General features: G+C 71.4%; 25 protein-coding genes. 8 read left to right on the forward strand and 17 right to left on the reverse strand.

The window, feature by feature from the left end; translation table 11 throughout:
• Positions 1-3: 3 nt before the first annotated feature.
• The 3 genes from ACZ5WK_RS11030 to ACZ5WK_RS11040 are packed head-to-tail and all read right to left on the reverse strand — an operon-like array spanning position 4 to position 4,762.
• Positions 4-2,088 carry a PQQ-dependent sugar dehydrogenase gene (locus ACZ5WK_RS11030; RefSeq protein WP_465547042.1) on the reverse strand — a complete coding sequence of 695 codons (2,085 nt, stop codon included), beginning with the start codon at positions 2,086-2,088 and terminating at the stop codon, positions 4-6.
• Complete coding sequence (locus tag ACZ5WK_RS11035; protein ID WP_465547044.1) at positions 2,088-3,743, reverse strand: glycosyl hydrolase family 8; 1,656 nt, start codon at positions 3,741-3,743, stop codon at positions 2,088-2,090. The genes ACZ5WK_RS11030 and ACZ5WK_RS11035 overlap by 1 nt, the downstream gene beginning before the upstream one ends.
• 11 nt (positions 3,744-3,754) lie before the next feature.
• Complete coding sequence (locus ACZ5WK_RS11040) at positions 3,755-4,762, reverse strand: chitinase (protein WP_465547046.1); 1,008 nt, start codon at positions 4,760-4,762, stop codon at positions 3,755-3,757.
• Between the two features lie 269 nt (positions 4,763-5,031).
• On the opposite strand from ACZ5WK_RS11040, the gene ACZ5WK_RS11045 reads away from it, so the two are divergent.
• Positions 5,032-6,462 (forward strand): APC family permease, encoded by a 1,431-nt coding sequence (locus ACZ5WK_RS11045; protein WP_465547048.1) that lies wholly within the window; start codon positions 5,032-5,034, stop codon positions 6,460-6,462.
• 56 nt (positions 6,463-6,518) lie between these two features.
• Here ACZ5WK_RS11045 and ACZ5WK_RS11050 read toward each other — a convergent pair whose 3' ends face one another.
• From ACZ5WK_RS11050 to ACZ5WK_RS11060, 3 genes are read right to left on the reverse strand one after another with little or no spacing between them, the layout of a single operon-like run.
• A complete protein-coding gene (locus ACZ5WK_RS11050) occupies positions 6,519-6,692 on the reverse strand; it encodes a hypothetical protein (protein ID WP_465547050.1) in 174 nt (57 codons plus the stop codon).
• Positions 6,689-6,976, reverse strand: a complete 288-nt coding sequence (locus tag ACZ5WK_RS11055; protein ID WP_465547052.1) for a hypothetical protein — start codon at positions 6,974-6,976, stop codon at positions 6,689-6,691. The genes ACZ5WK_RS11050 and ACZ5WK_RS11055 overlap by 4 nt, the downstream gene beginning before the upstream one ends.
• On the reverse strand, positions 6,973-7,362 hold the full coding sequence (locus ACZ5WK_RS11060; RefSeq protein WP_465547239.1) for an ATP-binding protein: 390 nt from the start codon (positions 7,360-7,362) through the stop codon (positions 6,973-6,975). Before ACZ5WK_RS11060 ends, ACZ5WK_RS11055 begins: the two co-directional genes overlap by 4 nt.
• Before the next feature lie 329 nt (positions 7,363-7,691).
• Between ACZ5WK_RS11060 and ACZ5WK_RS11065 the strand changes: the two genes are divergently transcribed.
• Positions 7,692-8,573, forward strand: coding sequence for a helix-turn-helix domain-containing protein (locus ACZ5WK_RS11065; protein WP_465547053.1), 882 nt, complete (start codon positions 7,692-7,694; stop codon positions 8,571-8,573).
• Complete coding sequence (locus tag ACZ5WK_RS11070) at positions 8,570-8,779, forward strand: DUF397 domain-containing protein (protein WP_465547054.1); 210 nt, start codon at positions 8,570-8,572, stop codon at positions 8,777-8,779. Before ACZ5WK_RS11065 ends, ACZ5WK_RS11070 begins: the two co-directional genes overlap by 4 nt.
• A 108-nt stretch (positions 8,780-8,887) precedes the next feature.
• Here the strand turns inward: ACZ5WK_RS11070 and ACZ5WK_RS11075 are convergent, their stop codons facing one another.
• Positions 8,888-9,283, reverse strand: coding sequence for a cupin domain-containing protein (locus tag ACZ5WK_RS11075; protein ID WP_465547055.1), 396 nt, complete (start codon positions 9,281-9,283; stop codon positions 8,888-8,890).
• A gap of 52 nt (positions 9,284-9,335) precedes the next feature.
• Here ACZ5WK_RS11075 and ACZ5WK_RS11080 point away from each other — a divergent pair, with 52 nt between their 5' ends.
• On the forward strand, positions 9,336-10,328 hold the full coding sequence (locus ACZ5WK_RS11080; protein WP_465547056.1) for a GlxA family transcriptional regulator: 993 nt from the start codon (positions 9,336-9,338) through the stop codon (positions 10,326-10,328).
• A 319-nt stretch (positions 10,329-10,647) separates the two neighbouring features.
• Here ACZ5WK_RS11080 and ACZ5WK_RS11085 read toward each other — a convergent pair whose 3' ends face one another.
• The 6 genes from ACZ5WK_RS11085 to ACZ5WK_RS11110 all read right to left on the reverse strand — a co-directional run bounded on the left by ACZ5WK_RS11085 (position 10,648) and on the right by ACZ5WK_RS11110 (position 18,329).
• Complete coding sequence (locus ACZ5WK_RS11085) at positions 10,648-12,735, reverse strand: transglycosylase domain-containing protein (protein ID WP_465547057.1); 2,088 nt, start codon at positions 12,733-12,735, stop codon at positions 10,648-10,650.
• Positions 12,736-13,518: 783 nt separating this feature from the next.
• Complete coding sequence (locus tag ACZ5WK_RS11090) at positions 13,519-14,259, reverse strand: serine protease family protein (RefSeq protein ID WP_465547058.1); 741 nt, start codon at positions 14,257-14,259, stop codon at positions 13,519-13,521.
• A 658-nt stretch (positions 14,260-14,917) separates the two neighbouring features.
• Positions 14,918-15,679, reverse strand: a complete 762-nt coding sequence (locus tag ACZ5WK_RS11095; protein WP_465547059.1) for a dienelactone hydrolase family protein — start codon at positions 15,677-15,679, stop codon at positions 14,918-14,920.
• 193 nt (positions 15,680-15,872) lie between these two features.
• A complete protein-coding gene (locus ACZ5WK_RS11100; protein WP_465547060.1) occupies positions 15,873-16,043 on the reverse strand; it encodes a hypothetical protein in 171 nt (56 codons plus the stop codon).
• 140 nt (positions 16,044-16,183) lie between these two features.
• Positions 16,184-17,443 (reverse strand): glycosyltransferase 87 family protein, encoded by a 1,260-nt coding sequence (locus tag ACZ5WK_RS11105; protein WP_465547061.1) that lies wholly within the window; start codon positions 17,441-17,443, stop codon positions 16,184-16,186.
• Positions 17,444-17,933: 490 nt separating this feature from the next.
• The gene (locus tag ACZ5WK_RS11110) at positions 17,934-18,329 is read right to left on the reverse strand and encodes a RidA family protein (RefSeq protein WP_465547062.1); all 396 of its coding nucleotides are present in this window, start codon (positions 18,327-18,329) and stop codon (positions 17,934-17,936) included.
• 72 nt (positions 18,330-18,401) lie between these two features.
• On the opposite strand from ACZ5WK_RS11110, the gene ACZ5WK_RS11115 reads away from it, so the two are divergent.
• Positions 18,402-19,325, forward strand: a complete 924-nt coding sequence (locus ACZ5WK_RS11115; RefSeq protein WP_465547063.1) for a LysR family transcriptional regulator — start codon at positions 18,402-18,404, stop codon at positions 19,323-19,325.
• 211 nt (positions 19,326-19,536) lie between these two features.
• On the opposite strand, the gene ACZ5WK_RS11120 is transcribed toward ACZ5WK_RS11115, so the two are convergent.
• From ACZ5WK_RS11120 to ACZ5WK_RS11130, 3 genes are all read right to left on the reverse strand, one after another.
• Positions 19,537-20,748, reverse strand: a complete 1,212-nt coding sequence (locus tag ACZ5WK_RS11120) for an ROK family transcriptional regulator (RefSeq protein ID WP_465547064.1) — start codon at positions 20,746-20,748, stop codon at positions 19,537-19,539.
• Between the two features lie 156 nt (positions 20,749-20,904).
• Positions 20,905-21,042 carry a hypothetical protein gene (locus ACZ5WK_RS11125; protein ID WP_465547065.1) on the reverse strand — a complete coding sequence of 46 codons (138 nt, stop codon included), beginning with the start codon at positions 21,040-21,042 and terminating at the stop codon, positions 20,905-20,907.
• Positions 21,043-21,194: 152 nt separating this feature from the next.
• Positions 21,195-22,040 (reverse strand): SDR family NAD(P)-dependent oxidoreductase, encoded by an 846-nt coding sequence (locus ACZ5WK_RS11130; RefSeq protein ID WP_465547066.1) that lies wholly within the window; start codon positions 22,038-22,040, stop codon positions 21,195-21,197.
• A gap of 87 nt (positions 22,041-22,127) precedes the next feature.
• Here ACZ5WK_RS11130 and ACZ5WK_RS11135 point away from each other — a divergent pair, with 87 nt between their 5' ends.
• Both ACZ5WK_RS11135 and ACZ5WK_RS11140 read left to right on the forward strand, forming a co-directional pair.
• A complete protein-coding gene (locus ACZ5WK_RS11135; protein WP_465547067.1) occupies positions 22,128-22,598 on the forward strand; it encodes a MarR family winged helix-turn-helix transcriptional regulator in 471 nt (156 codons plus the stop codon).
• Positions 22,599-22,767: 169 nt separating this feature from the next.
• On the forward strand, positions 22,768-24,582 hold the full coding sequence (locus tag ACZ5WK_RS11140; protein ID WP_465547068.1) for a SpoIIE family protein phosphatase: 1,815 nt from the start codon (positions 22,768-22,770) through the stop codon (positions 24,580-24,582).
• A gap of 43 nt (positions 24,583-24,625) precedes the next feature.
• On the opposite strand, the gene ACZ5WK_RS11145 is transcribed toward ACZ5WK_RS11140, so the two are convergent.
• Complete coding sequence (locus tag ACZ5WK_RS11145) at positions 24,626-25,096, reverse strand: cupin domain-containing protein (protein WP_465547069.1); 471 nt, start codon at positions 25,094-25,096, stop codon at positions 24,626-24,628.
• A gap of 78 nt (positions 25,097-25,174) precedes the next feature.
• On the opposite strand from ACZ5WK_RS11145, the gene ACZ5WK_RS11150 reads away from it, so the two are divergent.
• Positions 25,175-25,765: a TetR/AcrR family transcriptional regulator gene (locus ACZ5WK_RS11150; protein ID WP_465547070.1), complete on the forward strand. Its 591-nt coding sequence runs from the start codon at positions 25,175-25,177 to the stop codon at positions 25,763-25,765.
• The last annotated feature ends 129 nt before the right edge of the window (positions 25,766-25,894 follow it).

Genomic DNA, 25,894 nt, shown 5'->3' on the forward strand with positions numbered 1-25,894 from the left:
GGGCTAGCCGATGGCGACCGTGAAGATCTTGTCCGCGCCGTCGCCCGCCCCGCCGTTGTTGTCGGCGTTGGTGGTGGTGAGCCAGAGCCGGTCGGCCCCGGGCACCTTGGACACCGTCCGCAGCCGGCCGTAGGCGCCGACGTAGTAGGAGGTGGGAGTGGACACGTTCTCGGTGTCCCCGTCGATCGGGATGCGCCACATCCGCTCGCCCCGCAGCGCGGCCATGTAGACGACGTTGCGGACGATCGCGATGCCGCTCGGCGAGGCCTGGTCGACCGGCCAGCTCGCCTTGGGATTGGTCATCCCGGCCACGCTGCACGAGCCTTCGCAGGTGGGCCACCCGTAGTTGGCCCCGGGCTTGATGAGGTTCAGCTCGTCCCGCTTGGAGTCGCCGAACTCCGCCTCCCAGAGCCGCCCGTTGCGGTCGAAGGCCAGGCCCTGCGGGTTGCGGTGGCCGTAGCTGTAGACGTAGTTGCCGAACGGATTGCCGGGGGCGGGCTTTCCGTCGGTGGTCAGCCGCAGGATCTTCCCGTTGAGCGTGTTCTTGTCCTGGGCCAGGGAGGACGTCTGGGCGTCGCCGGTCGACGCGTACAGGTACCCGTCGGGGCCGAAGGCCAGCCGCCCGCCGTTGTGGTAGCGGTTCTTCTTGATCCCCTGGAGCAGCACCGTGTAGCCGCCCAGACTGCTGCCGTTGTACGTCATCCGCACGATCCGGTTGCCCTCGGCCGCGGTGTGCATGAAGTACACGTAGTGGTTGGCCGACCAGTTGGGGTCGACGGCGGTGCCGAGCAGACCGCCCTCGCCGTCGGTGGTGACGGCGTTGGGCACGGTGCCGACCTCTGTCCTGGTGCCTGTGGTGGTGAGCCGGAAGACCTTGAAGCTGTCACGCTCGGTGACCAGCGCACTGGTGCCGTCCGGCAGCCAGCCGATGCCCCAGGGGACCGTCCACCCGGTGGAGAAGGCGGTCGGAGAGCCCGGGACGCCGCCGTCGGCCGGGCAGGCGCCGGTGGTGAACGACACGGTGCCGGACGGCGCCGAGTAGCCTCCCGCGGTGTCCTGGGCCACGACGGCCAGGGTGAACGGGGCGTCGCAGGCGAGCCCGGTGACCGTCGCCGTGGTGGCCGGCGGGGTGCCGGTCACGGTCTTCACGACGGCGGAGCCGCTGCGGATCTCGTACCCGACCACGCCCTTGTCGTCCGTGCTGGCAGCCCACTTGAGGGTGGCGCCGGTGGCGGTGACCGCCGAGACGACCGGCGTGCCCGGCCGGCTGGGCGGCGGGTCGGTGCTCGCCGCGGTGGTGCAGTCCACGGCGACGCTGGCCGGTGAGGCGTTGCCGGAGGCGTCGCGGGCGATCACCGTGAGGTTGTAGGTGGTGGCGGGGGTCAGCCCGGTGAGCTTCCAGGACGTCGCCGTCCCCGGCGCCTCGGCGAGCTTGTTGCCGTGTTCGTACAGGTCGTAGGCGGTGACGCCGACGTTGTCGGTGGCGGCGCCCCAGCCGAGCGTCAGGCCGTTGGGCCCGATGCCGGAGCAGCTCGGCGGGCCGGGACGGCCGGGCGGGGTGGTGTCGGCCGCGGCGCCCACCCGCAGGCGGTCCAGGTTGGGCCCGCCGTCGGCGGTGGTGGCGGTGGCCCTGATCCGGTTGGTGCCGGCGCCGAGGCCGACGGCGACGGTCTTCTCCGCCCAGGTGTCCCAGTCGGCGGTGGGCGGGAAGGCGACACCGGCTGCGACGACCTTCCCGTTGACCGCGATGTCCATCGGACGGTTCGCCGTCCCGGCGTTGGCGTACCGGAAGGCCAGCGGGGCGGTGCCGGCCGCGGTGGCGCTGACCGTGAACTCGACGGCGGAGCCGGTGGTGTTGGTGTAGTCGACGAAGCCGGTGCCGGTGTACCCGGTGTGGTTGGCGGCCGTCTTGGCCTGCATCAGCAGGGCGTCCTCGGCCTGGTAGTCGGTGCTCGCCGTGACCGCCGGGGCGGCGGTCGCCGACGGTGCCACCATCAGCCCGAGGATCAGGCCGGCGGCGGCGAGTGCGGCGCCGCCGGCCCTGGCGAGTGCCGTTCGCGGGCGGCGCGGGTGTGCTCGGTCTGTCATCAGGGCACCCAGTAGTTTCCGGAGGCGACGATCATCGACTGCAGCTGCACGCTGCTGCCGTAGTAGAGCGACGGGTCCACGGCGGTGGCGGCGAGCTTGTTCCAGAGCGCGTCCAGCCAGGCCTGCGAGCCCGGGTCGGTCATCGCGGTGACCACGAACGGCGCGGTGAACGCCATGTCGTGCCCGCTGTCGAAGGCCGAGCCGTTCAGGTGGTAGCCGGTCACGATGTTCGCGGGGTTGCCGCCGGCCTTGCCCTTGATCCAGGCGTTGAGCTTGCGTGCCGAGGCCAGCGAGGCGGTGTCGCCGCTGGTCACCGCGTCGGTGCCGATCCGCCACGGGTCACGGCAGGCGTTCCAGCCGTAGTCGCCGTCGTTGACGCTCTCCAGCACCTTGCCGGCGGCGGGCTTGGCCGTGCCGTTGGTGTTGACCACGAAGTCCGCGAGCAGGCCGGTGCCGGAGGCGTACGTGGACTGCTGTGAGGTGATCAGGTTCTGGTGCGCGGTGCGGATGGTGTCCCAGGCGGCGTCACCGGTCGCCGCCCGGAAGGCGCGGAAGTGGTCGATCAGCCAGTCCGAGGAGCGGGTGACGTAGTAGGTCTTGTCGTCCGAGGTGGACCAGTCGCCGAGTCGCATCAGGTGGGTGCTCGGGTTGACCTCGCCGGCCTTGATCGCGTTGATGTGCTTGACGGCCAGGTCCTTGTAGTCGTACGTCCCGCCGCTGCCCCACTGCCGGTCCGCGAGCAACAGCCCGTACGCGACGTCCAGGTCGCCGTCGGTCGCCGAGTCGGAGCCGTTGACGCTCTTGCAGGAGGAATCCTGTTCGGCGGCGAGGAGGTGGGGGTTGTTCACCGACGGGTGGGCGAGCACGAACCTGACCATGCCGTCGAAGGCCGTCTTCGCGTTGGCGTCCGCGCCGGCCATCAGCGCGGTGATCACCATGCCGTAGCCCTGGCCCTCCGCGACGTACGGGTGGTCGGCGTCCGGGGAGACGGTCTCGTACCAGCCGTTGCCGCAGTTCTGCCGGACGAAGGCGGCCTTCCAGGCGTTGTACTTGTCGATCACCTGCTGGTCGGTCACGGACTGCGCGCCGGACGGCCTGAGGGTTCCCGCCGCGTACGGGTAGCGGTGGCTGCCGAACGGCACCGCCGGCCCGCCGGAGGGCGGGCCGCCGCCGAGGTCGGCGTCCAGGTAGTCCAGGTTGGGCAGGCCGCCGGCGGCGGTGGAGGTGAGCCGGATCCGGTTGGCCCCGGCGGCGAGCCGGACGGTGAGCGTCGAGGTCGCCCAGGCGTCCCAGCTCCCGGTGCCCGGGAAGGCGCGGGCGGCCTCGACCGTGGCGCCGTTGACGGCCACGGCCGCCGGGCGGTCGGCGGTGGTCCCGTTGGAGTAGCGGATGCCGAGCGTGGCGCTGCCGGCGCCCGCCGCGTTGACGGTGAACTCCACCCAGCTGCCGGTGACGTTGTCGCCGTTGACGAAGCCGGTGCCGGAGTAGCCGGTGTGGTTGGACTCCACCACGCCCTGCGAGAGCGTCGCGCTCTCCGCCTCCTGGCGGACCGGCGCGGCCGAGGCCGGCGGGGCCGCGAGCAGCCCTGCCGCCAGGCCCGCCCCCGCGAGCAGGGCGGCGGCGCGGGCACGGTGTCTGGTGATCAGCTGTGCCATCGGGGTGCTCCTCAGCCCTGGTACTGGACGACGATCTTGGTGAACTCGTACGGGGACTGCGCGATGCCGCTGCACGCGTCGGCGTCCGCGCCGGAGCCGCAGGCCCGGTCGCGGTTGACCGACCAGAAGGCGAACCGGGCGAGGTGGTGCTGCTTCGCGTAGCCGAGGATGGTGCGGAAGTCGGCGGTGGTGACGGTCTCGCCGGCCTCGTCGGTCTTCCCGTTCATGGACGACACGCCTATGTGCCGGTACGCGGCGTCGTCGCTGTAGCCGTAGGCGCTCTTGACCGCCGCCTTGAGCCCGTCCAGGGCGCCCACCGTGGCCTGGCCCATGGTGCCGCTGTGGCCGCCGAAGTCGAACGGCATGACGACCCAGCCGTCGTTGGCCAGCCCGGCCGCGGCACCGCGCTTGATCAGGTCCTTGCCGGTGGCGTCCGGGCCGGTCGGCGTGGTGCCCATGGTGACGTAGGTGACGATGCCGGGGTTCCTGGTCTTGACGATCTTCAGGGCGTCGACCACCCGCTGACGGACCGTCGCGTTGGAGAACTCGGTGTTCTCGATGTCGATGTCCAGCGCCTTCAGCCCGTAGGCGTCGATCACCTTCTGGTAGGCGCCGGCCAGCGCGCTCGCGCTCGAACACTTCTCGCCCAGCTTGTTGCCGCTCCAGCCCCCGACCGAGACCATGACGTCGCCGCCGGCCGCCCGGATCGACTTGATCGCGGCCTCGTCGGAGCCGCCGGCCAGCGGCCGGCTGCCGTCCCACTTCGGGTTGCAGCCGCCGTCGGAGAGGATGAAGGCCAGGGTGAACCACTTGACCCCGGTCGCCTTCATCACGTCGGTCGGCTTCTGCGGGCTGCCCCAGCCGAGGTACTCGTACGGCGCGGCGGCCATCCCGGGTACGGCGCTCGCGGCGGCGGGGGCGGCCGACGCGGTGTTCACGGGCGCCAGCAGCAGGGCGGCCGGACCGAGGGCGGCGGCCAGCAACGGGGCGGTGAGACGGACTCCGATAGCCTTGTGCATGCCAACTCACTTTCGTCGGCCGGTCGCCCGGGGCGACGGACCAGGGGGAGGACGGGAGAGCGCCGCGGCAGCCACGGCGGGCGCCACCAGAATCGGGGCACCGGGCCGCGCGGTCAATGACTTTCGTTAGGAAAGTTTCCCAATGGTCAAACCGTTAACCCCCGTCAACTCCGCCGCCCCCGGTCAGCCTTGACGAATCTAGTAAAGCTCCCTAACTTGAACCCCCGCGCCCCGCCGGGCGCCCACTCCCCCCACTCCGGAGGCCCACGGTGTCGTCCCCAGGTCTGTCCCGAAGAATCGGCCTCTTCCAGGCCGCCGCCATCAACATGAGCCAGATGTGCGGCATCGGACCGTTCGTCACCATCCCCCTCATGGTCGCCGCGTTCGGCGGCCCCCAGGCGGTGATCGGCTGGATCGCCGGCGCCGTGCTCGCCCTCGCCGACGGCCTCGTCTGGGCCGAGCTCGGCGCCTCGCTCCCCGGCTCCGGCGGCACGTACGTCTACCTGCGCGAGGCCTTCCAGTACCGGACGGGCCGGCTGATGCCGTTCCTCTTCGTCTGGACGGCGATGCTCTTCATCCCGCTGATCATGTCCACCGGCGTGGTCGGCTTCGTCCAGTACCTCGGCTACCTGTGGCCCGGGATGACGGACGGGCAGGGTGACGCGGTCGGCCTGGCGTTCTGCGCGCTGGTGGTCCTCCTGCTCTGGCGCCGGGTCGAGAACATCGCCAAGCTCACCACCGTGATGTGGGTGGTCATGATCGCCTCCGTGGCGGCCGTGATCCTGGCCTGCTACACCCACTTCAGCCCGAGCCGCGCCTTCGACTGGCCCGCCCACGCGATCGAGCTCACACACGGGCAGTTCTGGCTCGGCTTCGCGGCAGGCCTGACGATCGGGATCTACGACTACCTCGGGTACAACACCGCCGCCTACCTGGGCGCCGAGGTCCGGCAGCCCGGCCGGGTACTGCCCCGCGCCATCGTGCTCTCCATCGTCGGGATCATGGCGATCTACCTGCTGCTGCAGGTGGGCGTGCTGGGGGCGATGGACTGGCACGCGATGCTGGACCCGGACTCGGTGGCGTCGAAGTCGGTCGCCTCGGCGGTGCTGGAGAGCACCTGGGGCAAGGGCGCGGCGGACGTCGTCACCGTCCTCATCCTGATCACCGCGTTCGCCTCCGTACTGGCCGGGCTGCTCGGCGGCTCCCGGGTCCCGTACGACGCGGCGCGCGACGGGGTGTTCTTCCGCGCCTTCGGCAAGCTGCACGCGAAGCACGGGTTCCCGGTGTACGGGCTCGCCGCGATGGGCGCGCTCACGGCCGCGGGCTTCCTGCTCGGCCGCCACCTGGGCAGCAGTGCGGCGCACCCGCCGCTCACGGTGCTGATCAACCTGCTGACGACGGTGATGGTGATCGTCCAGGCGCTCGCCCAGATACTCGCGGTGAGCGTCCTGCGGCGGCGCCAGCCGGGGCTGCTGCGGCCGTACCGGATGTGGCTCTACCCGGCGCCGGGCGTCATCGCCGCGGTCGGCTGGCTGGTGATCTACGGCTACGCCGACCGGAACGCGCCCGGCTTCCACCCCATCGAGTGGTCGCTGGCGTGGGTGGCGGCGGGGTGCGGGGCGTTCCTGCTCTGGGCGCGGGCGGAACGCACTTGGCCGTTCGGGCCGCGGGAGGTACGGGAGGAGTTCGCGTCGGCCTGAGGCCTCGCGATCGCGAATGGCGCGGCCTCGGGGCGACGGCTCCGAGGCTGCGCGCGTCAGTGGTGACCGTCGACGAATGCCTGCTCGACGCGACGCCTGACCCGCTCGAACGAGTCGGGGAGCGTGTGCGCCAACTCGGCTTCGAGGCGGCGACGTTCGGCCCGGAGGAGGCGCGCGACGGGGGCGCGGGAGCAGTGGACGAACCACCAGGGGTAGAGGAGCCGGATCACCGAACGTCCACCGGGGCCGCCCAGTCGATGCGCAGGTGGTGGAAGCCCTCGGGGAGGATGACGGGGAGGGACAACGGCCCGGTGTAGTTGAGGTATTCGGCGACGACGCGCTCGGCGCAGGGGCCGGTGAGGTAGCGCTCGAACCACAGCCACTGCGGCCTGCTCAGCGGGCGGAACTGAAGGGCGGACCAGAGGGAGTCCAGGGCCCTCGGGAGGAGCGGGAAGGTCGTCGGCGGCATGACGCCGCCGGTGATCTCGACGGTGACGAGGCGGTCATCCCTCACGCGGCACGCTCCCCGGCGGTGGCGTCCGGGCCGATCTCAGCCCAGACGATCTTCCCGAGCCCTGTTTGGGGGCAGCAACCCCAGCGCAGCGAGAGGGACTTGACGAGGATGAGACCGCGCCCGTTCTCGTCGTCGGCGGAGCTGGGGCGGAGCACAGGCTCCCGCTCCGCCCGGGCGTCATGCACCTCGATCCGCAGGCGGACGCGGTTGACGGAGAGCTCCAGGCGGATGCGGTTGCCGGTGGGCGTCCCGTGCATCACGGCATTGGTCACCAGCTCGGAGACGAGCAACAACCCGACATCGGCGAAGCGTTGACCGTAGGGAAGGTCGACGAGCAGCTTGTCGAGCAGACGACGCGCCTCACCGGGTGATCGCTTGCTGCGCACCAACCAACAGCCGCTCCCAGCAACAGGACTGAGAGGACGATCAGAGTCTTCGAGCATGCCGGAGCCACCTTCCGGAAGCAGGGAGTCGAAACGTCGCAGGAAGCGACGAAGGGCCGGCGACGCCGTGAGCGAGCAAAGGAATGCCCGATGACCAGCCGCCGTGATCACTCAATCGATCCGTCGAACTACTCACCGTCAGTGTGCGCTGTGCGACGGGTCACATGCAAGTGGCACTCATGCAAATTTGCACTCGATCGCAGAGTCAGTCCCTGCTAGCTTCAACTCCGGCCGACAGGCAGACTGATGACTTCAGATCGAGAGGCGGAGAGATGCCAGCAGGCGGGAGGCCGACCGTACGCAGCCGTCGACTTGGTGCAGCCCTGCGCAAGCACCGCCTGGGGGCCGGCCTCGATCAATCTCACGCCGCAGAGGCCCTGGTGTCATCGGTGGCGAAGATCTCCCGCCTTGAGTCGGGGAAGGTGACCTCGCGGCCCCTGGACGTTCGCCTGCTTCTTGACCTGTATGAAGTCCGTGATCCGGACGAACGGGCACGCCTCGAATCGCTTGCCCGTGAGAGCAATCGCCGCGGATGGTGGCTCGACTACAAGGGCGTCGGTGAGAACTACGCCGCCTACATCGAGCTTGAGAGCGACGCGACGCACATAGTGACGTGGCAACTCGGTCTCATTCCCGGGCTGCTTCAGACATCGGCATTCGCAGCGGAGATGCACAACGCAAACCCCACCGTCGTGCCGGCGGCGAACAGGGACGAGTTCATCAAGGTGCGCCAAGCTCGGCAGAAGCGCATCGAGGACGGTAGCGTCAGATTTACGGCCATCATGTGGGAGCCTGCCGTCGTCGCACCCATGGGCACGGAGGCGGTCCACCGGGAGCAGCTCCAGCACCTCATCAAGGTGGCCAGGCTACCCAACGTGACGCTTCAGGTTTTGCCTCTGAATTCGGGGAACGCCGCCAGAGTCGCAGGCCCGTTCACCGGGATGTCGTTCGGGTCCGACCCCACGTTGGAAGCCGTATCCTTCGAAGGCTTCACGAATGTGGTCGTTGTGGAGTCTTCGGAGGAACTGGCCGGCTATGCCTATGCATTGGAAACACTGAGGTCCGCCGCGTGGGCCCCGGACGCAAGCCTGGCCTTCGTCCGCCGAGTGCTTCGAGAGCTCCCACACGAAGAAGGTAAGGAAGAGGAAGAGTGAACAGGATCGAGCTGGCAACTCCGTTCAAGAAGTCGTCGTACTCCCAGCAGGGCGGTGAGTGTGTCGAGGTGGCGGGCCTCGTTGATGGTGGCCAGGCCGTCCGGGACAGCAAGGACGCCCACGGCCCCGCCCTCGCCTTCGCGGCCGATGCGTGGCAGGCCTTTGTCGCCGGCATCCATGCCGGGGACTTCCCCACCAACAGCTGACCCACCGCGGACCTCCAGCAGCCCCGCGCCACATCGGCGCGGGGCTGCTCGGCTGTCCCCGACTCCGTTGCGCCGGCGGCCGAGCGGGGAGGCCCGGAGCCTGTTGGCTCAGGCGTTGAGTGCATGTCCGGTCGTCGAGTCCACGTGGTCCGGGATCTCGTCGTGACGATCGCCTACGGTCAGTGTCCCGGCGGGCTCGAACATGAGGATTGCGGCGCCGGACGGAGCATACGGCTTGTGCTCCGTACCTCGGGGGACGGTGAAGACCGCCCCCTGTGGGAGCAGGACCGTGCGCTCGCCACCGGGCTCGCGCAAGGAGATGTGCAGCTCTCCGTCGAGCACCAGGAAGAACTCGTCGGTGTCGTCGTGGGCGTGCCAGATGTGTTCGCCCTCGACCTTGGCGATGCGGACGTCATAGTCGTTGACGCGCGTGACGATACGGGGGCTCCACAGCGCATCGAAGGAGGCCAGCGCCTTGCCGAGGGGGATGGGTTCGTTGCTCATGAGCTCATCCTGAGCCGTTCCGCACTGTCGGCGTGAGTGCTAGGAATTGCATATGGCGAAAGAATCCTCTCACGCAGTGCAGGCCGCGGGCGTACACCGGGTCGTCGTGATCGTGGACGAGAACTCGAACCCCTTCGAGCTCGGCTGCGCGACCGAGGTCTTCGGTCTGCGCAGGCCGGAGCTCGGTCGTGATCTCTACGACTTCAGGCTCTGCTCCCCCAAGCCCCGCACCCTGATGCGAGACGGGTTCTTCACGCTCACGGGAGTCGCCGATCTGGAAGCTGCCGACGCGGCGGACACCCTGATCGTCCCCAACCGCCCGGACACCGAGGTACCCCGCCGCCCCGCCGTGCTCGATGCCGTCCGACGGGCGCACGCACGTGGTGCGCGCCTGATCGGCTTCTGCAGCGGCGCCTTCACACTGGCCGAGGCGGGGGTCCTCGACGGCCGGCGGGCCACCGCGCACTGGCAGTGGGCGGATTCCTTCCGCGCCCGCTTCCCTTCCGTGCACCTCGAATCGGACGTGCTGTTCGTCGACGACGGCGACGTCCTCACCGCCGCGGGGAGCGCGGCCGCACTCGACCTCGGGCTGCATGTGGTCCGCCGCGACTACGGCGCGGAGGTCGCCAACTCGGTGAGCAGGCGGCTGGTCTTCGCCGCACACCGGGACGGCGGACAGCAGCAGTTCGTGGAGCGCCCCTTCCCCGACCTGCCGGACGAGTCCCTGGCGCCCGTCCTGGCCTGGGCCCAGGAGCGATTGGACTCGCCGCTCACGGTCTCCGGCCTTGCGGCACGTGCGGCGGTCAGTCCGGCGACGCTGCACCGCCGCTTCCGGGCACAACTGGGAACGACACCGTTGACGTGGCTCACGGGGGAACGACTCGCCTTGGCCTGCCGGTTGATCGAGCGAGGTGAGTACCGCTTCGAGGTGGTCGCGCGGCGCAGCGGGCTTGGCACCGCTGCCAATCTGCGCACGCTGATGCGCCGCGAGACCGGCATCACTCCATCCGCATACAAGGAGCGGTTCGGGCCGGAGATGAACTGATTGCGAGGCATCCCCCTCCCATGCGGCGCAGGACGTCTCATCGCCGACTGCCGCCTGGGGCAAGGAGGCTGGTGAGCCAAACCGAACCACCGGGTGCCGGTGCGGTGCCACCCGCCCGGCAGCACACTGCGCGGCGGCTCTGAAGGCATCGGCCGTCTCCGCACCCCCGAGAACGACCGCGCTCCGGCCGGTTGGCCGCGCCCCGGCTCCACGTCCGCCGAGCGGGCGTGGAGCCGGGGCCTGGCGGGGACAGCCCGCGCGGGACCGGTCCCCGGACCGCGGACAGCGGCGCCGCCGCCGGCCCCGGGGGTCACCGCTGTCAGTGCTGCGGGGCGGGCGGGGTGGTGGCCGGCGAGCCCGTACCGGTCTCGGTGGAGGTCGGGTCGGTCTTGGGGGCCGGATCGGGGATGTCGGCCATCGGCAGGGACTGCTGGGGCGTGCCTCGCAGGGCCTTGTTCATGGCGTCCCGCCAGATCGGTCCGGGGCCGTCGGCGCCGAACACCTCGGTGCGGTACTTCCCGTTGATGGTGATGCCGCGCATCTCGACGCCGCCGTCGGGGCCGCCGAGCCAGACGGCGGTGGCGAGTTGCGGGGTGTAGCCGTTGAACCAGGCGGCCTTCTTGTGGTCCGAGGTGCCGGTCTTGCCGGCGATCTGTCGGCCGCCCTCCAGGCTGAGCGCCGCGCCGGTGCCGTTGTTCTCGGTCACGCCGTTCAGGATGGTGTTGATCGCTTGCGCCGTCTGCTCGGAGAACGCCTTCTCGCAGCGGCCGGCCGGGGCGGGGACGTCCTTGCCGTCCACCGTGGTGATCTTGTTGATGGCGATCGGGGCGCAGTGCGTGCCTTGGGCGGCGAAGGTCGCGTAGACGTTGGCCATGGTCAGCGGGCTCATCTCCTCGACGCCCAGGGCCATCGCGGGGACCTCCTCCAGGGGCTTGCCGCTGGCCTTGGCGGTGACGCCGAGCTTGTTGGCCATCTGCTTGACCGAGCAGAGGCCGATCTCCTGCTCCATCTGCACGAAGTAGGTGTTGACCGAGAGCGCCATCGCCTGCTTCAGCTGGTACGGGCCCTTCTCGTTCACGGATTCGTTGGGCACCACCGCCTTGGGCCTGGCCTCGTTCCTCCAGGTCCCCTCGCAGGTCTTCATCGTCGGGTACTCGAGCCTGTTCGGGGACGAGTACTCCCGGGTCGCCGGCAGCCCCGCCTCCAGCGCCGCGGCCGCGACGACCGGCTTGAAGGTGGACCCGGGCTGGAAGCCGTTTCCGCCGCCCATCGCCGCGTCGACGTTGAGGTTGACGACGGTCTCGTTCTTGCTCGTCGCAAGGCCGTACGGGCGGGTCTGGGCCATGGCCAATATCTTGCCGCTGCCCGGCTCGACCATGGTGGCGGCGGCCGAGACGCTGTCGGTGATCCGCACGTTGTCGCTCACAGCGCTCTGGGCGGCGGCCTGCTTGGCGGGGTCGAGGGTGGTGTAGATGTTCAGGCCGCCCTGGTCCCAGAACTTCTGCCGGTCGGCGGCGGTCTTGCCGAACACCGGGTCCTGCTTGACCACATGGCGCACGTAGTCGCAGAAGAAGCCCATCCCGGCGTTGGCGGTGATGCAGCCGTGCTGCGGCTCCTTGTAACGCAGGCCCAGCGGGGCGGCCTTGGCCTCCCTGGCCTGGTCCGCAGTGATGTGCTTGTTCTCCAGCAGCTTGTCGATCACCACGTCGCGGCGGGTCTGCGCGGCCTGCGGGTGCAGCTTCGGGTCGTAGGCCGACGGGTTCTGCACCAACCCGGCCAGGGTGGCGGCCTCGGCGATCGTCAGATCCTTGTTGCTCTTGCTGAAGTACCGCTGGGAGGCGGCCTCCACGCCGTAGGCGCCGTTCCCGTAGTACGTGATGTTGAGGTAGTTGGTGAGGATCTGTTCCTTGGTCAGCTCCTCCTCCAGCTTGATCGAGACCTTCAGCTCCTGGATCTTGCGGCCCAGGGTCTTGCGCTGGGCCTCCCGTACGGCGGCCAGGTCCTCGCCGGCCTTCTCGACGTTGACGTTCTTCACGTACTGCTGGGTCAGCGTCGAGGCGCCCTGCGAGGCGGTACCGCTCTCCGCGTTCTTGCCGATCGCACGGAGCACGCCCTTGAGGTCGACGGCGCCGTGCTCGTAGAAGCGGGCGTCCTCGATGTCCACCTGCGCCTGCCGCATGAACGGCGACATCTGGTCGGCGGCCAGCACCGTGCGGTCCCGCTCGTAGACCTTGGCGATCAGCCCGCCCTTGGCGTCGAAGACCTGGGTGGCCTGGGTCAGCGGCGGGGTCTTGAAGTCGTCCGGGATGTCGTCGAAGCCCTCCGCCGTGTCCTTCGCGGCAAGTCCGAGCGCCCCGGCGGCGGGCAGGGCCATGCCGGCCAGCAGCGCACCGGACACCACGCTCACACCCAGGAAGGTCGCCCCGTAGCGCACCAGCCGAAGCGGCGAATTGCGGGACGGTCGGGGAGCCGTACTGTCGGATGAATTCCATATCGGAGGGAGATTCGATGCCATGTCGAAATGCTAGCCTTCGCACCTCGCGGATCGAACGGTTTGTCGCACGGGACTGTCACAGCCGTGCAACAGATACCGAATCCATCCCCGGAACAACAGATCGCATACGCACTCAATAGGCATGCCGGAACTCGGGCCGCCTGTAGCCAATTCATCCCCCTGCCAGTGGCACGGACCGGGAGGAATCCGCCCGAGGGAGGCGCCGACGGATGCGCGCCACGCCTGTTGCTCACCTGCTCCCCACCCGTGCGTCCGTGGCTTCGCGTACGGCACCCCTCCCCTCGCGCGGCCCTGACATCACTTGTGATGCCGCGAGCGGGGCGAAAGGTTGCGTACGCCCGGGAATCCCCGCGGCCGGCGTCGGGCGGCCCGTCGCCCACCCGCGCCGCCGGGGTGTTCGACGCGTCCGTGAGGCCGACGAAGCGCCCTGTCGTTTCCCTTGGTCCGGCCGTCGGCGCCGACCGTCCTTGCCGGGCGCGGGCCCGGCGCGGTCGGGCGCAGCAGACCCGGACCGACCGGGGCGGGCGGTGGAGATCACCCGCCGGCTTGACCGGCCGGGCCGCGCGGTCACCCCCTGCCGCCCCTTCCGGCGCCGGTCACCAACGTGCCGCCACAACGGCTGCCGTTCGGGCCACCGGGAGCCCCGACCTGTGACGCCGGAAGCCACCGGACCGCTCAAGGCCTGCTCTTCCTCCATTTTTCCAGTCTTTTGAGGTACGTCTCCTCGTCGACTGTCCGGGTACTGTGCTGGATCAAGTCCTGAGCAGTCGGGGGGATTCTGGATGCCACCGAATACCTGTTGCCCTTTTCGGCAAAGGCGTGCACACCGATGACCCTGCCGTCATCCTGGGAAACGATTGCGGCGCCGGAGTCTCCCGCCAGACCCGTACCGCCTTCGATCTGTATGCACGGACCGAGGCTGGTAAATCCCAAAGTGTCGTTCCCCCGAAACACCCAGCGGTCGATGTCCACCACCTTCCCGTGTTGAACGGAGCCCGTTTTCATGCCGAGCCAGCTCACAGGTTCGCGGTCCTTGGGGTCCCGAGTCCTCAGTGGAGCATCGCCGCCATAAATCCCCGGGATCTGCGAGATGGTTTCTCCCGCCACCGGAGCTATCCACGCAAAATCATAAAGCATGTCCTCGAGACGGAGGCCATATTCCAGCGCGTTCCGATATGTGAAGTATTTCGACCTTCCCGAAACGGGTCCGATGACATGCACATCCTCGCGGCGCTTTGCATACCACGAGGGCTGGAACACCGGTGCCCCGACCGAGTCCACCACATGGGCTGCCGTGATGGCCGCCAACTTGTCGTCCCACAGGACCGTCGCCCCCAGCGTTCCGTAGGCCTCGACATCGGCTGCCTGAATCTGATATCCACCCGGACACTTCTTCATGAACTGGTTGAGCTCCATGCCTATCGATTTCCCCTTTCCAGGAGAACGCGGCTGCGCCGGGTGTTCTCGTGGTCGCTCACTCCGGCGAATCCGCCGGGGCCGGTTCGATCGAGGAGAGGGTCGGACGGTACCGCTCTCCGCCGCTGCTGACCTCCGCACGGTGACAATCTTCTCTTTGCCGCCGAGTGTTCTTGCTGCCGTGATCCCGCTCCTTTCCTGTCGTTATCCGAGCCCCTTTCCCGACGCTCCGCCCCTTGGAACTGCCCCACCACACTCATTAGCCCATCCGAGTGACCCCTGATTCGGGGAGATTCGGCCGGCCCGGCCGAGCGGACTCAGGTGCGTGGTTGGCCAGCAGACGGGCGAACCCACGGGTTGACGGCTGTCCGAAGGGCCGGCTCCGGATGTCGGGCCCACGAGGCGTCGCCCTCGCCGCGCATGGTGGGCGTAGCGGGCGAGGGCACGGCCGCAACCGGCCGACGGCGTTCTGGCCGAGGCGGTGGGCGGGGTCGGCGCACATCAGCCGAGGTCTGCGCCGGATCACAGTGATCCGGCGCCGATCCACAGGAGAACCCGCCCCTTCGGCGTAACGATGAGAGCCCTCCCAACGTCCGGTGGCCCCGCGCCGATTTCGGCGCGGGGCCACCGGGTACCCCGTCATCGCGGAGTCTCGGCCCTAGCCGAGGTGTCGGGCGAAGAACTGCAGCGAGCTGTCCGTCTCGAACGCGGGGATGTCCCCGTGCCGGCCGGGGTTGATGTGCAGCGTCTTCTCGGCAGACGCCAGGGCGTCGAACAGAGCCAGGCCCTGGGCCCGCGGGACCAGGTCGTCGTCCCACTGGAGCAGGAACTGCACCGGGGCGGTGACCCGCTCCGCGATGTCGGCCAGGCCGTGCACGCCGAGCAGGCCCAGGACGGCCGCGCGGATCCTGGATTCCGCAGCGAGCAGCGGCAGACCGAGACCGCAGCCCATCGACATGCCCCAGTAGCCGACCGGGCCGGTGCCCACGTGATCGAGTTCCTGGACCGCGGTGATGACTGACTGCCAATCGGCGACGGCCTGGCCGGCCAGGAGATCGTGCAGGCCGGCGACCAGCACGGTCGGGTCCTCACCGGCGACCATCCTGGCCCGCATCTCGGTCGTGGCCCGGACGAACTCCTCGCCCTTCGGCCGGTCGCCGTGGTTGGGCAGGTCGATCGCGGCTACCGCGTAGCCGCCTTCGGCGACGAAGCGGGCCGCGCGGGCCTGGATGCCGGGGGCCTTCTTGTGCTGCCCGCCGCCGTGCCCCATCAGGATCAGGGGGCGGGGGCCTTCGGCCTGTTCCGGCCTCCACAGCACACCGGGAATGTCACCGATGGTGAAGAGCTGCTCGGTGACGCCGCCTGACGACGCCTCGGAGCCGGAGGCGGAGGTGAGGCTGGAGATGGTGGTGAAGCGCATAGCGTTGCGAAGCCTTTCGGGATGCCTTTGCGGGCGCTCCCTAGACCATGCAAGGGAGGGAGCCCCGACCTGTGACAGCGTTGATCGGTCTCACCTCCTCGTGTTTGCAGTGGTGCACGGCGACGCCGAAATTATCACAGAGACAGCGCGGGGCGAACATCGATTGACGTGGCGCCGGCTCGCCGCCGACCGCTCAGTTGTCGAACCAGACGACCAGCCGGACGTTCTGGTCACCGTGCTGCGAGGCGAGGGCCTCCATGACCGTCCAGACCGGCTTCCACTCGCCGTCCTCCGGCACCGCGTCCCGGCGGCGCATCGTCTCCGCGCGGTAGAGGGTGTCATCGACGAGCCATGAATTCTGCAAGCGCCGTCAACCGGATTGGCAGCCGATGACGCTGTGGACGCCGGGAGCCCGGGCCGGCGTCGTCCCGACCCGAACCCGGCCGGTCCCCGCTCGCGCAGGGCCGGCCGCGACGGCCTCGATGGCGCGGGAGGCTCCGAGGATCAGCGGTGGACCAGCTCCCGGGCGCGGGTTGCGGGGACGCCCGGCGCCGGCTCGGCGCGGAACTCCCGCGCGGTGGCCCGCAGTACGGCGAGCAGCGCGAGCAGCATCAGCACGCCGTGGGCCGGCATCGACAGGTACGGTGACACGTCGGGGGCGATGAACTTGAGGTAGCTGCCGAGGGACGACAGCTGCACCAGGACCGGCACGTACCAGAGTTGCCGGGGGCGCTGGAAGGCGACGATCACACTGAGCACGTCGGCGACGTAGAAGTAGCGCTCATGCATGGACGGCAGCAGGAACGGCACCGCGATCGCGGAGGCGGTGGCCAGCAGCAGGACCTGCGTGTCCGTGAGCACCGGCTTCCCGCCCCGTCCCGCCACGCCACCGGCCCGCCGGACGGCCCATACGGCCAGCCCGATCAGCACCAGGACCACCGCTCCCGCGACCAGCACGCCGGCGCCGCGCACGGCGTCCTCCTCACCCTGCGGCACGGAGACGAACTGGTAGACGGACGGCGCGTTGAGCGTGAGCTGCTTGTACGTGTCCGGCTGGCGGGTGTACACCGTCAGCAACTGCCACGGGTCGGCGCCGAGCAGGAAGGCGGGGAGGTCGAGCGCCACGTACGCCGCCGGGACGGCCAGCAGGCTCGGCCAGGGGATCCGCTTCACCAGCACCAGCACCAGCAGGAGCGGGAAGAGGAAGACCGCCTGGAGCTTGAACCCCAGCGCGATCCCGAAGAACGCGCACGCCCACCAGGGCCGGCCGCGGAGCACGTGGTAGACGCCGCCGACCAGGAAGGTGGTGAAGATCGCGTCGGCCTGGCCCCACCAGCCGCTGTTGGTCACGACCGTGGGCAGGAAGAGGACGACCACCGCCGCGCCGACGGCGTGCCAGGGCTGCTGCGGCCGCCGCAGGGAGACGATGCGGAAGGCGTAGGAGGCCAGCGCCAGGTCGAAGAGGATCGAGATCCACTTGATGCCCGCCAGCGCCGGCACCGGCAGGTAGGTGAGCGCGGCCATGAGGTAGAGGTAGGGAACGTTGTAGTCCGAGAAGTCCGCGTTCCTGAGGGCGCCGAACCCGCCGTGCTCCGAGATGTACTGGTACCAGGGGCCGAGGAAGTAGTAGTAGTCCGACGACTCACTGTCCAGCAGGAGGACTCTGACCAGGAGCGCGGCCATCACTGCGGATATCGCGGCCAGAGCCAAGACCGTCGGGTCGGCCGCACCCCGGCGCGGATCCTCGGCGGTTATCTCGGACATCGGACTCCATTCGGTCGGGGGGGCGACGCCCCCTGTGACGTGCGCGGGAAGAGGGGAGGGCCCGCCGCGGATCCGGCCACCGCCACGTACAGGCCGCGGACGCTCGCACGGCCTTCGCGGGCCGAGGTCCCCGTCCCTAGGACTGCCGCCCCCGGCCCGCCGGTTCCCGCCCTGATCGCGGCGTCCGGTGGGTGCCTGCGCGGCGGTGTCTCCGGACCAGGCCCAAAGACTCATGTCTACCGGCACCGCCGCGGTACTGCAAGATCCACAAGGCAGCGGGAAGTGCAGTATTTCGTGCCCGATCGGGCATTTTCCTTCCGGCAGCCGACCCACCCCGTCCGGCCGCCGACCCACCCCGTCCGGCCGCACCCCGCCTCGGCAGGGCGCCTCCGATGGTGCGCAGGACGCGGTGGTGGGGCGGGCGCAGTAGGCGGAGGTACTGCCGGGGCGTCACATCCGGCACCCTGCAGACGAGGTACTCCTCCGGATTTCAGGCCTTCCGGAGGGCCCGCCGGGCGTACACCTCGATCTCGATCTTCATCCGGGGATCGGCGAGGCCGCACACGAGCATCGTCGCGGCCGGCCTGATGTCTCCGAAGCAGCGCCGCAGGACGGGCCAGCAGGGCTCGAAGTCCTCCCGGTCGGGCAGCAGGTAGCGCACCCGCACGACGTCCGCGAATCCGCACCCCGCTTCGGTGAGTGCCGCTCCGATGTTGCGCAGGCACTGCTCGGCCTGCTCCACCACGTCCTCGGAGATCGTCATGGTGGCGTAGTCGAATCCGGTGGTGCCGGACACGTGCACCCAGTCGCCGTCGACCACGGCGCGGGCATAGCCGATCTGTTCCTCGAAGGTCGAACCGCTGAGGATCGCGCGTCGCTCTGTCATGCAGGGAACGCTAGGAGACCTGCGATGATACGTCTAATACACCCACGGCCATCGTCTGATATCTCTGGGCGTATGGAGCGCCCCGAACTTCCCCTGCCGCAGCTGCACGCCTTCACCGTCCTCGCCGAGGAGCTCCATTTCGGCCGCACGGCCGCCCGCCTGGGTATCGCGCAGCCGCCGCTGAGCCAGCAGATCCGCCGCCTCGAGGAGAAGGTCGGCCACCCGCTGTTCAGCCGGGAGCCGGGGCGCGTAGCCCTCACCGCGGCGGGCCGTCAGCTCCTGCCCGCCGCCCAGCGGGCCCTCACGGACCTCGCCGACGGGCTGGCGGCGGCGCGGGCCGCCGGCAGCGGGAAGGCCGGCCGGCTCCGCATAGGGTTCTCCGCCTCCCTCGCCCTCACCGTCCTGCCCGGCTTGCTGCGCACCTACCGGGAGCAGTTCCCCGGCGTGCACCTGGACATCCACGAGATGACCACCGCGCCGCAGATCCGGGCCCTGCACGAGGGGAGCATCGACATCGGACTGCTGCGCGAACCACCCGCCGAAGAGCCGGACTTGGGGTTCGAGACCGTCCTGACCGAAAGCTTCGTGGCCGTCCTGCCCGCCGCGCACCCGCTGGCGTCCCGGCGAACCGTCCACCTCTCCCGGCTGGCGGACTCGCCGTTCGTTCTCCTGCCCCGCGAGGCCGGGCCGCGGCTGCACGACCAGATCACCGGTCTGTGCGTCGCCGCCGGCTTCTCCCCCCGGGTGGCCCAGCACGCGACGGAGTGGCAGACCGTCTGCGCACTGGTGGAAACCGGGCTCGGTGTCTCCCTGGCCCCGGCGAGCATCCGGCGGATCAGGCTCAAGGGAGTGGCCTTCCGCCGGATCGAACCCGACACGGCCCGCACCCGCGTCGCCGTCGCCTGGCGCAGGAACGACCGGAGCCCCCTCGTCACCAACCTTCTGGCGGCCGTTCTCCAGGATCCACCGCACGGGCCCCGGCGCGGCACGCCCTGACGCCCGGTCCGCTCGCCCCACGATGTGGGCCGTCCTCACCCGTGCGGGTGGAATCCGGCCGCCAGTGGGCGCAGCGCGGCCCGGCCGTGGGAGTCCGCGACAGGGGTGGCCAGAAGCATGCCGGCCAACGCTCCGGGGCAGGGCGATCGTCAGCCGAAGGTCCGGCCCGGGGGCAGAGGCCGCTCGGCCTCGCGCGGGAGGCGTGGAACGCTCAGCCCACCGGCGCCGAGCGCCGTTCGAAGACCTCGGGGCGGGCGGTCTCCAGCGCCGTTGCGACGGCACCCAGCAGGACCGCCTCCTCGCCCAGCTCGCTCGGGGCGAGCTTCGGCCGCAGGGGGGTGAGGCGCTGCAGTGCGCGCTCCAGGGGTTCCAGCAGCAGGTCGGCGCTGTTGCCGAGGCCGCCGCCGAGGACGACCAGATCCGGGTCGAGCACGGCCGACAGGACGGCGACGGCATAGGCGAGCTGCTCGGCCTCGCGGTGCACCGCCTCCACGGCGAGGGGGTCGCCGGACCGGGCCGCCTCGAAGACCTGCTTGGCCGTGAGCGGGCCGCGCATGCCCAGCTCCAGTGCCGTCCGGACCACCGCGTCCGCCGCGGCCGCCTGCTCGATCGTCCCGCCCGGTTCGCCGTCGGGCCGGGCGGGCAGCGGCACCAGGCCGACCTCACCGGCCGCGCCGTGGGCACCCGAGAGGAGCTCGCCGTCCTTCAGGACACCCACACCGAGGCCGGTGCCGATCAGCAGGTAGGCGAACATCCGGCTGCCGCGGCCGGCGCCGAGGGTGTACTCGCCGAGGGCGGCGAGGTTGGCGTCGTTGGCGACGGTGATCCTGGTCTCCAGGCCCTCCCCGATCCGGTCGAACAGCCCGCGTCTGCCCCAGCCGGGTAGGTTGGTGGCGTACCGGACGCCGCGCCGCTGCTCGTCCCAGACGCCGGGCGTGCCGATCACCGCGTGGACGATCTCGGCGGCGGCCAGGCCCGCCTCGGCGGTGGTCTCGCGGGCGGCGGCCACCACGGCGTCGGCCACCGCGTTGGCGGTGCGGCCCTTGTTGGGGACGTCCCGGCGGGCGACGATCCGCCCGGCGAGGTCGGCCACCGCGACGCGCAGCCGGGCCCGGCCGATGTCCACGCCGAGGACGTGGCCGGCGGTCGGGTCGGGCTCGTACAGCACGGCGGTCCGGCCGCGTTCGGGGACGAAGCGGCCGGCCTCCCGGGCCAGTCCGGCCTGTTCCAGCGCGGCGAGGGCGGTGGAGACGGTCGGCTTGGAGAGACCGGTGTCGCGGGCGAGCTGGGCGCGCGAGGAGGGGCCGCCGGTGCGCAGCAGTTCGAGCAGCAGCCATTCGTTGTTGCTGCGCAGCCGCTGCCGGTTCCACGGCTGCGCCGGCGCCCCGCCCGGCGGAACTGTGGTCGGCAGGTGGCGGCTCATCGGGTCCTCCGGGCTCGGCGTGCTCCGCGGGCCCGGTGGTGGCGGCTCGCGGCGGCGCTCGGGCTCGGGCACCGCCGCCCAAGTATGACCGGTGACCGGCCGGGCCACCGGGCTGCGGGGCAGGTGGCCCACAGGGTGGGACACCTGCCGCTCGCATCAGCCACCGGGTTGGGGGGAACCGTTGACGGTGAGCCGGTACGGCGCGGCCGACGGGATGCTCCCGGCCGGTTCGTCGTGGCCGACGATCGCGGCGACGGTGTCGGCCTCGCGCCCCGGCCGGTGATCGCCTGTCATGCCGGGGCCACTACCGCCCGGAGCAACGCCGGCCCGAGCAGGCCGGAGGCTCCGGACGTGACCGGCCGTCAGCCGGCGGCGGTCAGCCCGCGGTGGTCAGCCGACTGCGGTCAGCCCGCGGCGGGCAGCCGTCTGCGGGCAGCCGGCGGCGGTCAGCGGACCCAGGTGCCGGTGAGCTGCTGGACGGCCGCGCCGTCCAGGTCGGCGAGCTTGGCACCGACGAAGGCGCGCGCCCGGTCGGAGGTCTGCACCCGGAACGGCGGCTGCTCCGCGGTCAGGGCGTCGAGTACCGTCTCGGCGGCCTCGGCGGAGGTCTGGGCCTGGTCGAAGGCGGCCCGGGTGCGCTCGACGTAAGCGCTCAGCGCGGGGGCGTAGGGGCCGGCGGCGGTCAGCAGGGCGGGGAGGTCGATGCCCTGGCTGGCGACGAACTCGCTGGCGACGGCGCCCGGTTCGACCACGGTGACGTGGACGCCGACGGTCGCGGCGACCGGGGCGAGCGACTCCATGAAGCCCTCGACGGCGAACTTGGCCGCGCAGTAGGCCTCGTTGAAGGGCTGGCCGACGACGCCGCCCACGCTGGTGACGGTGACGACCCGGCCGCCGGTGGCCCGCAGGTGCGGCAGCGCGGCCCGGGTGACGTCGACGACGCCGAAGAAGTTGACCTCCATCGCGGCGCGGACGGGGTCGAGGCCGTCCTGTTCGACGGTGCCGACGTAGCCGGCACCCGCGTTGTTCACCACGGCGTCGAGCCGGCCGTGCCGGCCGAGGACTCCGGCCAGGCAGTCGGCGACGGAGGCGGGGTCGGTGACGTCCAGCCGGGCGACCTCGACCCGGTCGGCCACGCCGGCCTCGGCGGCGGCCGCGCGCAGGGCGTCGGAACGGCCGGGGTCACGCATGGTCGCGACGACGTGGTAGCCGGCGCGGGCGGCGGCCACGGCGGCGGCGAGGCCGATGCCGGAGGAGGTGCCGGTGATCAGGACGGTGCGGGTGGTGGTCATGCGGAGCGCTCCCAGGGGCAGGTATGTGCGTGCACACACACCATAGGCACTATGTGCGCGCACACGCAAACAGGTAGAGTGCCGGGCATGGCGCGCACCGACCTCACCCTGGGAGACCTCACCGCCCGCGACCACGCCTTCTACGGCCTGGTCTGGGCCGGTGCCACCCTCAGCGCGCGCGTCGACCAGGCCCTGGCCAAGGCCCACGACCTGCCGCTCTCCTGGTTCGAGGTGATGCTCTGGCTGCACGGCCAGGACGAGCCGGTCGCCGCCTCCGACCTCGGCGCGAAGACCCTGCTCAGCCGCAGCCAGGTCTCCCGGGTCGCCGACTCGCTCCAGGCCCGCGGTCTGGTCGAACGCGCCCCCTCCCCCACCGACGCCCGCTCCGTCCGCATCGCACTCACCACGGAGGGGCACCGGCTCTTCGCCGAGGCCGACGCCACCCGGCGCGCGACGCTCGCCGAGGCCTTCGACGACCGGCTGGACGACGCGGACATCGCCGCGCTGGAAACCGTCTGGGCCAAACTGAAGCGGCCGCCCACGGGGCGCGGAGCCTGAGCCCGCTCTCCGACCGGCGGCCGGGCGAGGCCCGAACCGGCGACACCGCGGCTCCGGAAACGGACCTGGCACCGGGCCCGGGCCCGGGCCGGTTACAACATCGCCACCGGTGAGTCAAAGTTTCACCGGTCCGTGGGCGTACCGCGGCCCGGCGCGTGATCATGGGCGTATGCGGTTCCGGTACGGCAACGGAGGAGAGGGCGCCGCGCCCACGGGTCCGGACAGCCGGTCACGCGCGGCGGCAGCGGCGGCCCTGGCCGCGAGCGGCGAGTCCGTCACGGTGGGTGACAGTCCGGATCTGCTCCGCGAGGTGCTCGCCGTCGCCCCCGTCGGAGTCGCGCTGCTGGACGAGCGGCTTCGCTGGCAGTACCTCAACGCCGCGTTCACCACCGCCACCGGGCTGCGCCGCGCCGACCTGCTCGGCCGGCCGGTCGAGAGCACGGCCTTCGCGGCCGCGGCCGGCACACTGCACCACGTCCTGGCCGACGGCCGGGGCCGCGAGCGGACCACCGGCGGGCCGGACGGCGCGGGCGCCCCGGTGCCGGCCGGCCTGCGGGTCCGCTACCGGCCACTGGAGGCCGGCGGGCGCATCACCGGCGTGGTGGTCGTCGTGCTGGACGACCCCGGTCCGGGGGAGGAGCTGCGGCGCGAACTCGCGCAGGCCCGGGCCCGGCTGGCGCTGCTGGACGCGGCCGCCGAGCGGATCGGCACCACACTCGACGTCGGCACCACCTGCGCCGAACTGGCCTCCTTCGCCGTGCCCCGGCTCGCCGAGCTGGTGACCGTCGACGTCCTGCCGCCCGACTCCGCCGCCCACACCGGCCGGGCCGGCGGTCTGCGGCTCCACCGTGCCGCCGTCCAGTGCACCGGGCGCCTCAGCGAGGCGGCGGCGGCACCCGCGGGGCCCGGCGAGACCGTGCGGTACCGGGAGGGATCGGCCGCCGCACGCGCCCTGACCGCCGGCGTCGCGGTGCTCGTGAACGGGCTCGCGGACGAGGGACTCGCCCATGCCGCGCCCGATCCGGCCGCCCTGGCCGCCTACCGGGCCACCGGGCTGACCTCGCTGCTCGCGGTGCCGTTGTCCGCCCGCGGCCGGCTGGTCGGCCTGCTGACCCTGGCCCGCACCGCCGCCTCGCCCGGTTTCACCCCGGACGAGGCCGCCCTCATCGGCGACCTCGCCGCCCGCGCCGCCACCGGCATCGACAACGCCCGCCGCTACACCCGCTCCCAGGGCATCGCCCTCGAACTCCAGCGGGCCCTGCTCAGCGAACCCGGCAGCCCGCACCAGAACCTCGAACTCGCCTCCCGCTACCTGCCCTCCGGCTCCAGTTCGGTGGTCGGCGGCGACTGGTACGAGACGGTCCGGCTGCCGTTCGGGCGGACCCTGCTGGTGATGGGCGACGTCATGGGCCACGGCGTCGAGGCGGCCGTCGACATGAGCACCTACCGCTCCACCCTGCGCGACGTGGCGGGCATGGACCTGCCGCCGCACCGGATCCTGCGCCAGCTCGACACCGTCATCGCCGCCAACGAGTCCGCCCGCCCGGCGACCTGCCTGCTCGCCCTCGCCGACCCGGGCCGGGGCCGCTGGACCCTCTCCAGCGCCGGCCATCTCCCGCCCGTCCTGATCTCCCCCGGCCGCCCGACCGAACTGCTGCAGATCCCCACCGGCCCTCCCCTCGGCACCGGCTTCGGCGGCTACGAGCAGACCACCCGCGAACTGCTGCCCGGCGAAACGCTGTTGCTCTACACCGACGGCCTGGTCGAACGACGGGACGAGGACATCGACGCCTCCCTCGCCCGCCTCGCCGCCCTCCGCCTGCCCGCCGGCGGTGAGCTGGACGACCTGCTGGACGCCCTCCTGCACGCCCTCGCCCCCACCGGGCCGACCGCCCCGGCCGCCGAGGACGACATCGCCGTCCTGGCGGCCCGGCCGCGCCCGCGGGCGGACGGGCCGGGGTCCGCGGCGGCCGCACTGCGCTGACCGCCCGGGGGGCGCCGACGGTGGCCGGCCTCGTACGGGGCGGTCAGTCCTGCCCGCCCTCGTCGTAGGTGATGTGGTGCCGGGCCGCGATCGGGTTGATCTTCGCCGGATCCAGCTCGCCGTCGGTCAGGACGGTGGGCCCGGCCTCGATCAGGTCCTCGACGTACTGCTCCCAGCCGCCGGGCGAGGAGATCTGCAGGACGCGCGGGGGCGGGTCGGAGGCGCGGCGGAGCGCGTGCGGGACGCCGCGCGGCAGCAGGGCGAACGTGCCCTTCGGCGCCGAGTGCGTCACATCGTCGAACTCGATCGCGAGGACGCCGTCCAGCACGTAGATGCACTCGTCCGCCCGGTGGTGGGTGTGCCGCGGGATGTCCTTCGCGAGAGTCACCTCCAGGAGGGAGAGCCGGCCCTCGGTGTCGGCGGTCGACGCCTTGACGGCGAACGCGGGCGGCAGCGGGACCCGCCCCGGGCGGGCGCCCCCCGGCCCGAGCAGGATGAAACGGCCTTCGGACATGAGCTCAGCCTCTCTTCGCATGGCATAATCGGAACCGGAATCCGCTTCCGTTTCCATTCAGACAGGAGAGTGGTCGCGTTGTCAACGCCGCCAACGCCGTCAACACCCGGTGCCCGCAAGCCGCGTGCCGACGCCGAGCGCAACCGCGCCCGCGTCCTGGCAGCGGCGCGCGCCCTGTTCGAGGAACGCGGCGACGAGGTCCAGATGCCGGAGGTGGCACGCGCCGCCGGGGTCGGCATGGGCACCGTGTACCGGCACTTCCCGACCCGCCAGGCCCTGGTCGAGGCCGCGGCGGAGCACCGGTTCGCCGAGATCCTGGAGTTCGCCCGCACCGAAGGCCTGTCCGACCCCGAGTCCGGACAGGGGCTGGTCCGGTACCTCCACCATGTCGGCCGGCTGCTCGCCGAGGACCGGGGGCTGTCCGTGGCCCTCGCGGCGGCAGTGGGCTCGTCGGCGCCCAGGGGCGAGATGCTCACCCGACTCGAGAGCGCGGTCGGGGCACTGATCGACCAGGGGCGCGCGAGCGGCACCCTCCGGCACGATCTCACCGTGGCGGATGTCTACACCCTGGTGGGCTGCATGTCCGGAGTCATCCGCACCGGCCACGGCGACTGGCGCCGCTTCGTCGAACTCGCCCTCGACGGCATCCGCCCGCGCGGGGACGCCTGAGGCGGATGCGCCACCCGGGATGGCGACGCCTGACCACGAGTCCCCCGAGCGGGAGCGGACGCCGCGGGGCCCGACGGCGCCCGCCGCCCCCGCTCGGGTGTCTCCGGGCCGGCTCACCCGGCCGGTCGG

The sequence above is a fragment of the Kitasatospora sp. NPDC032757 genome (assembly GCF_055579305.1).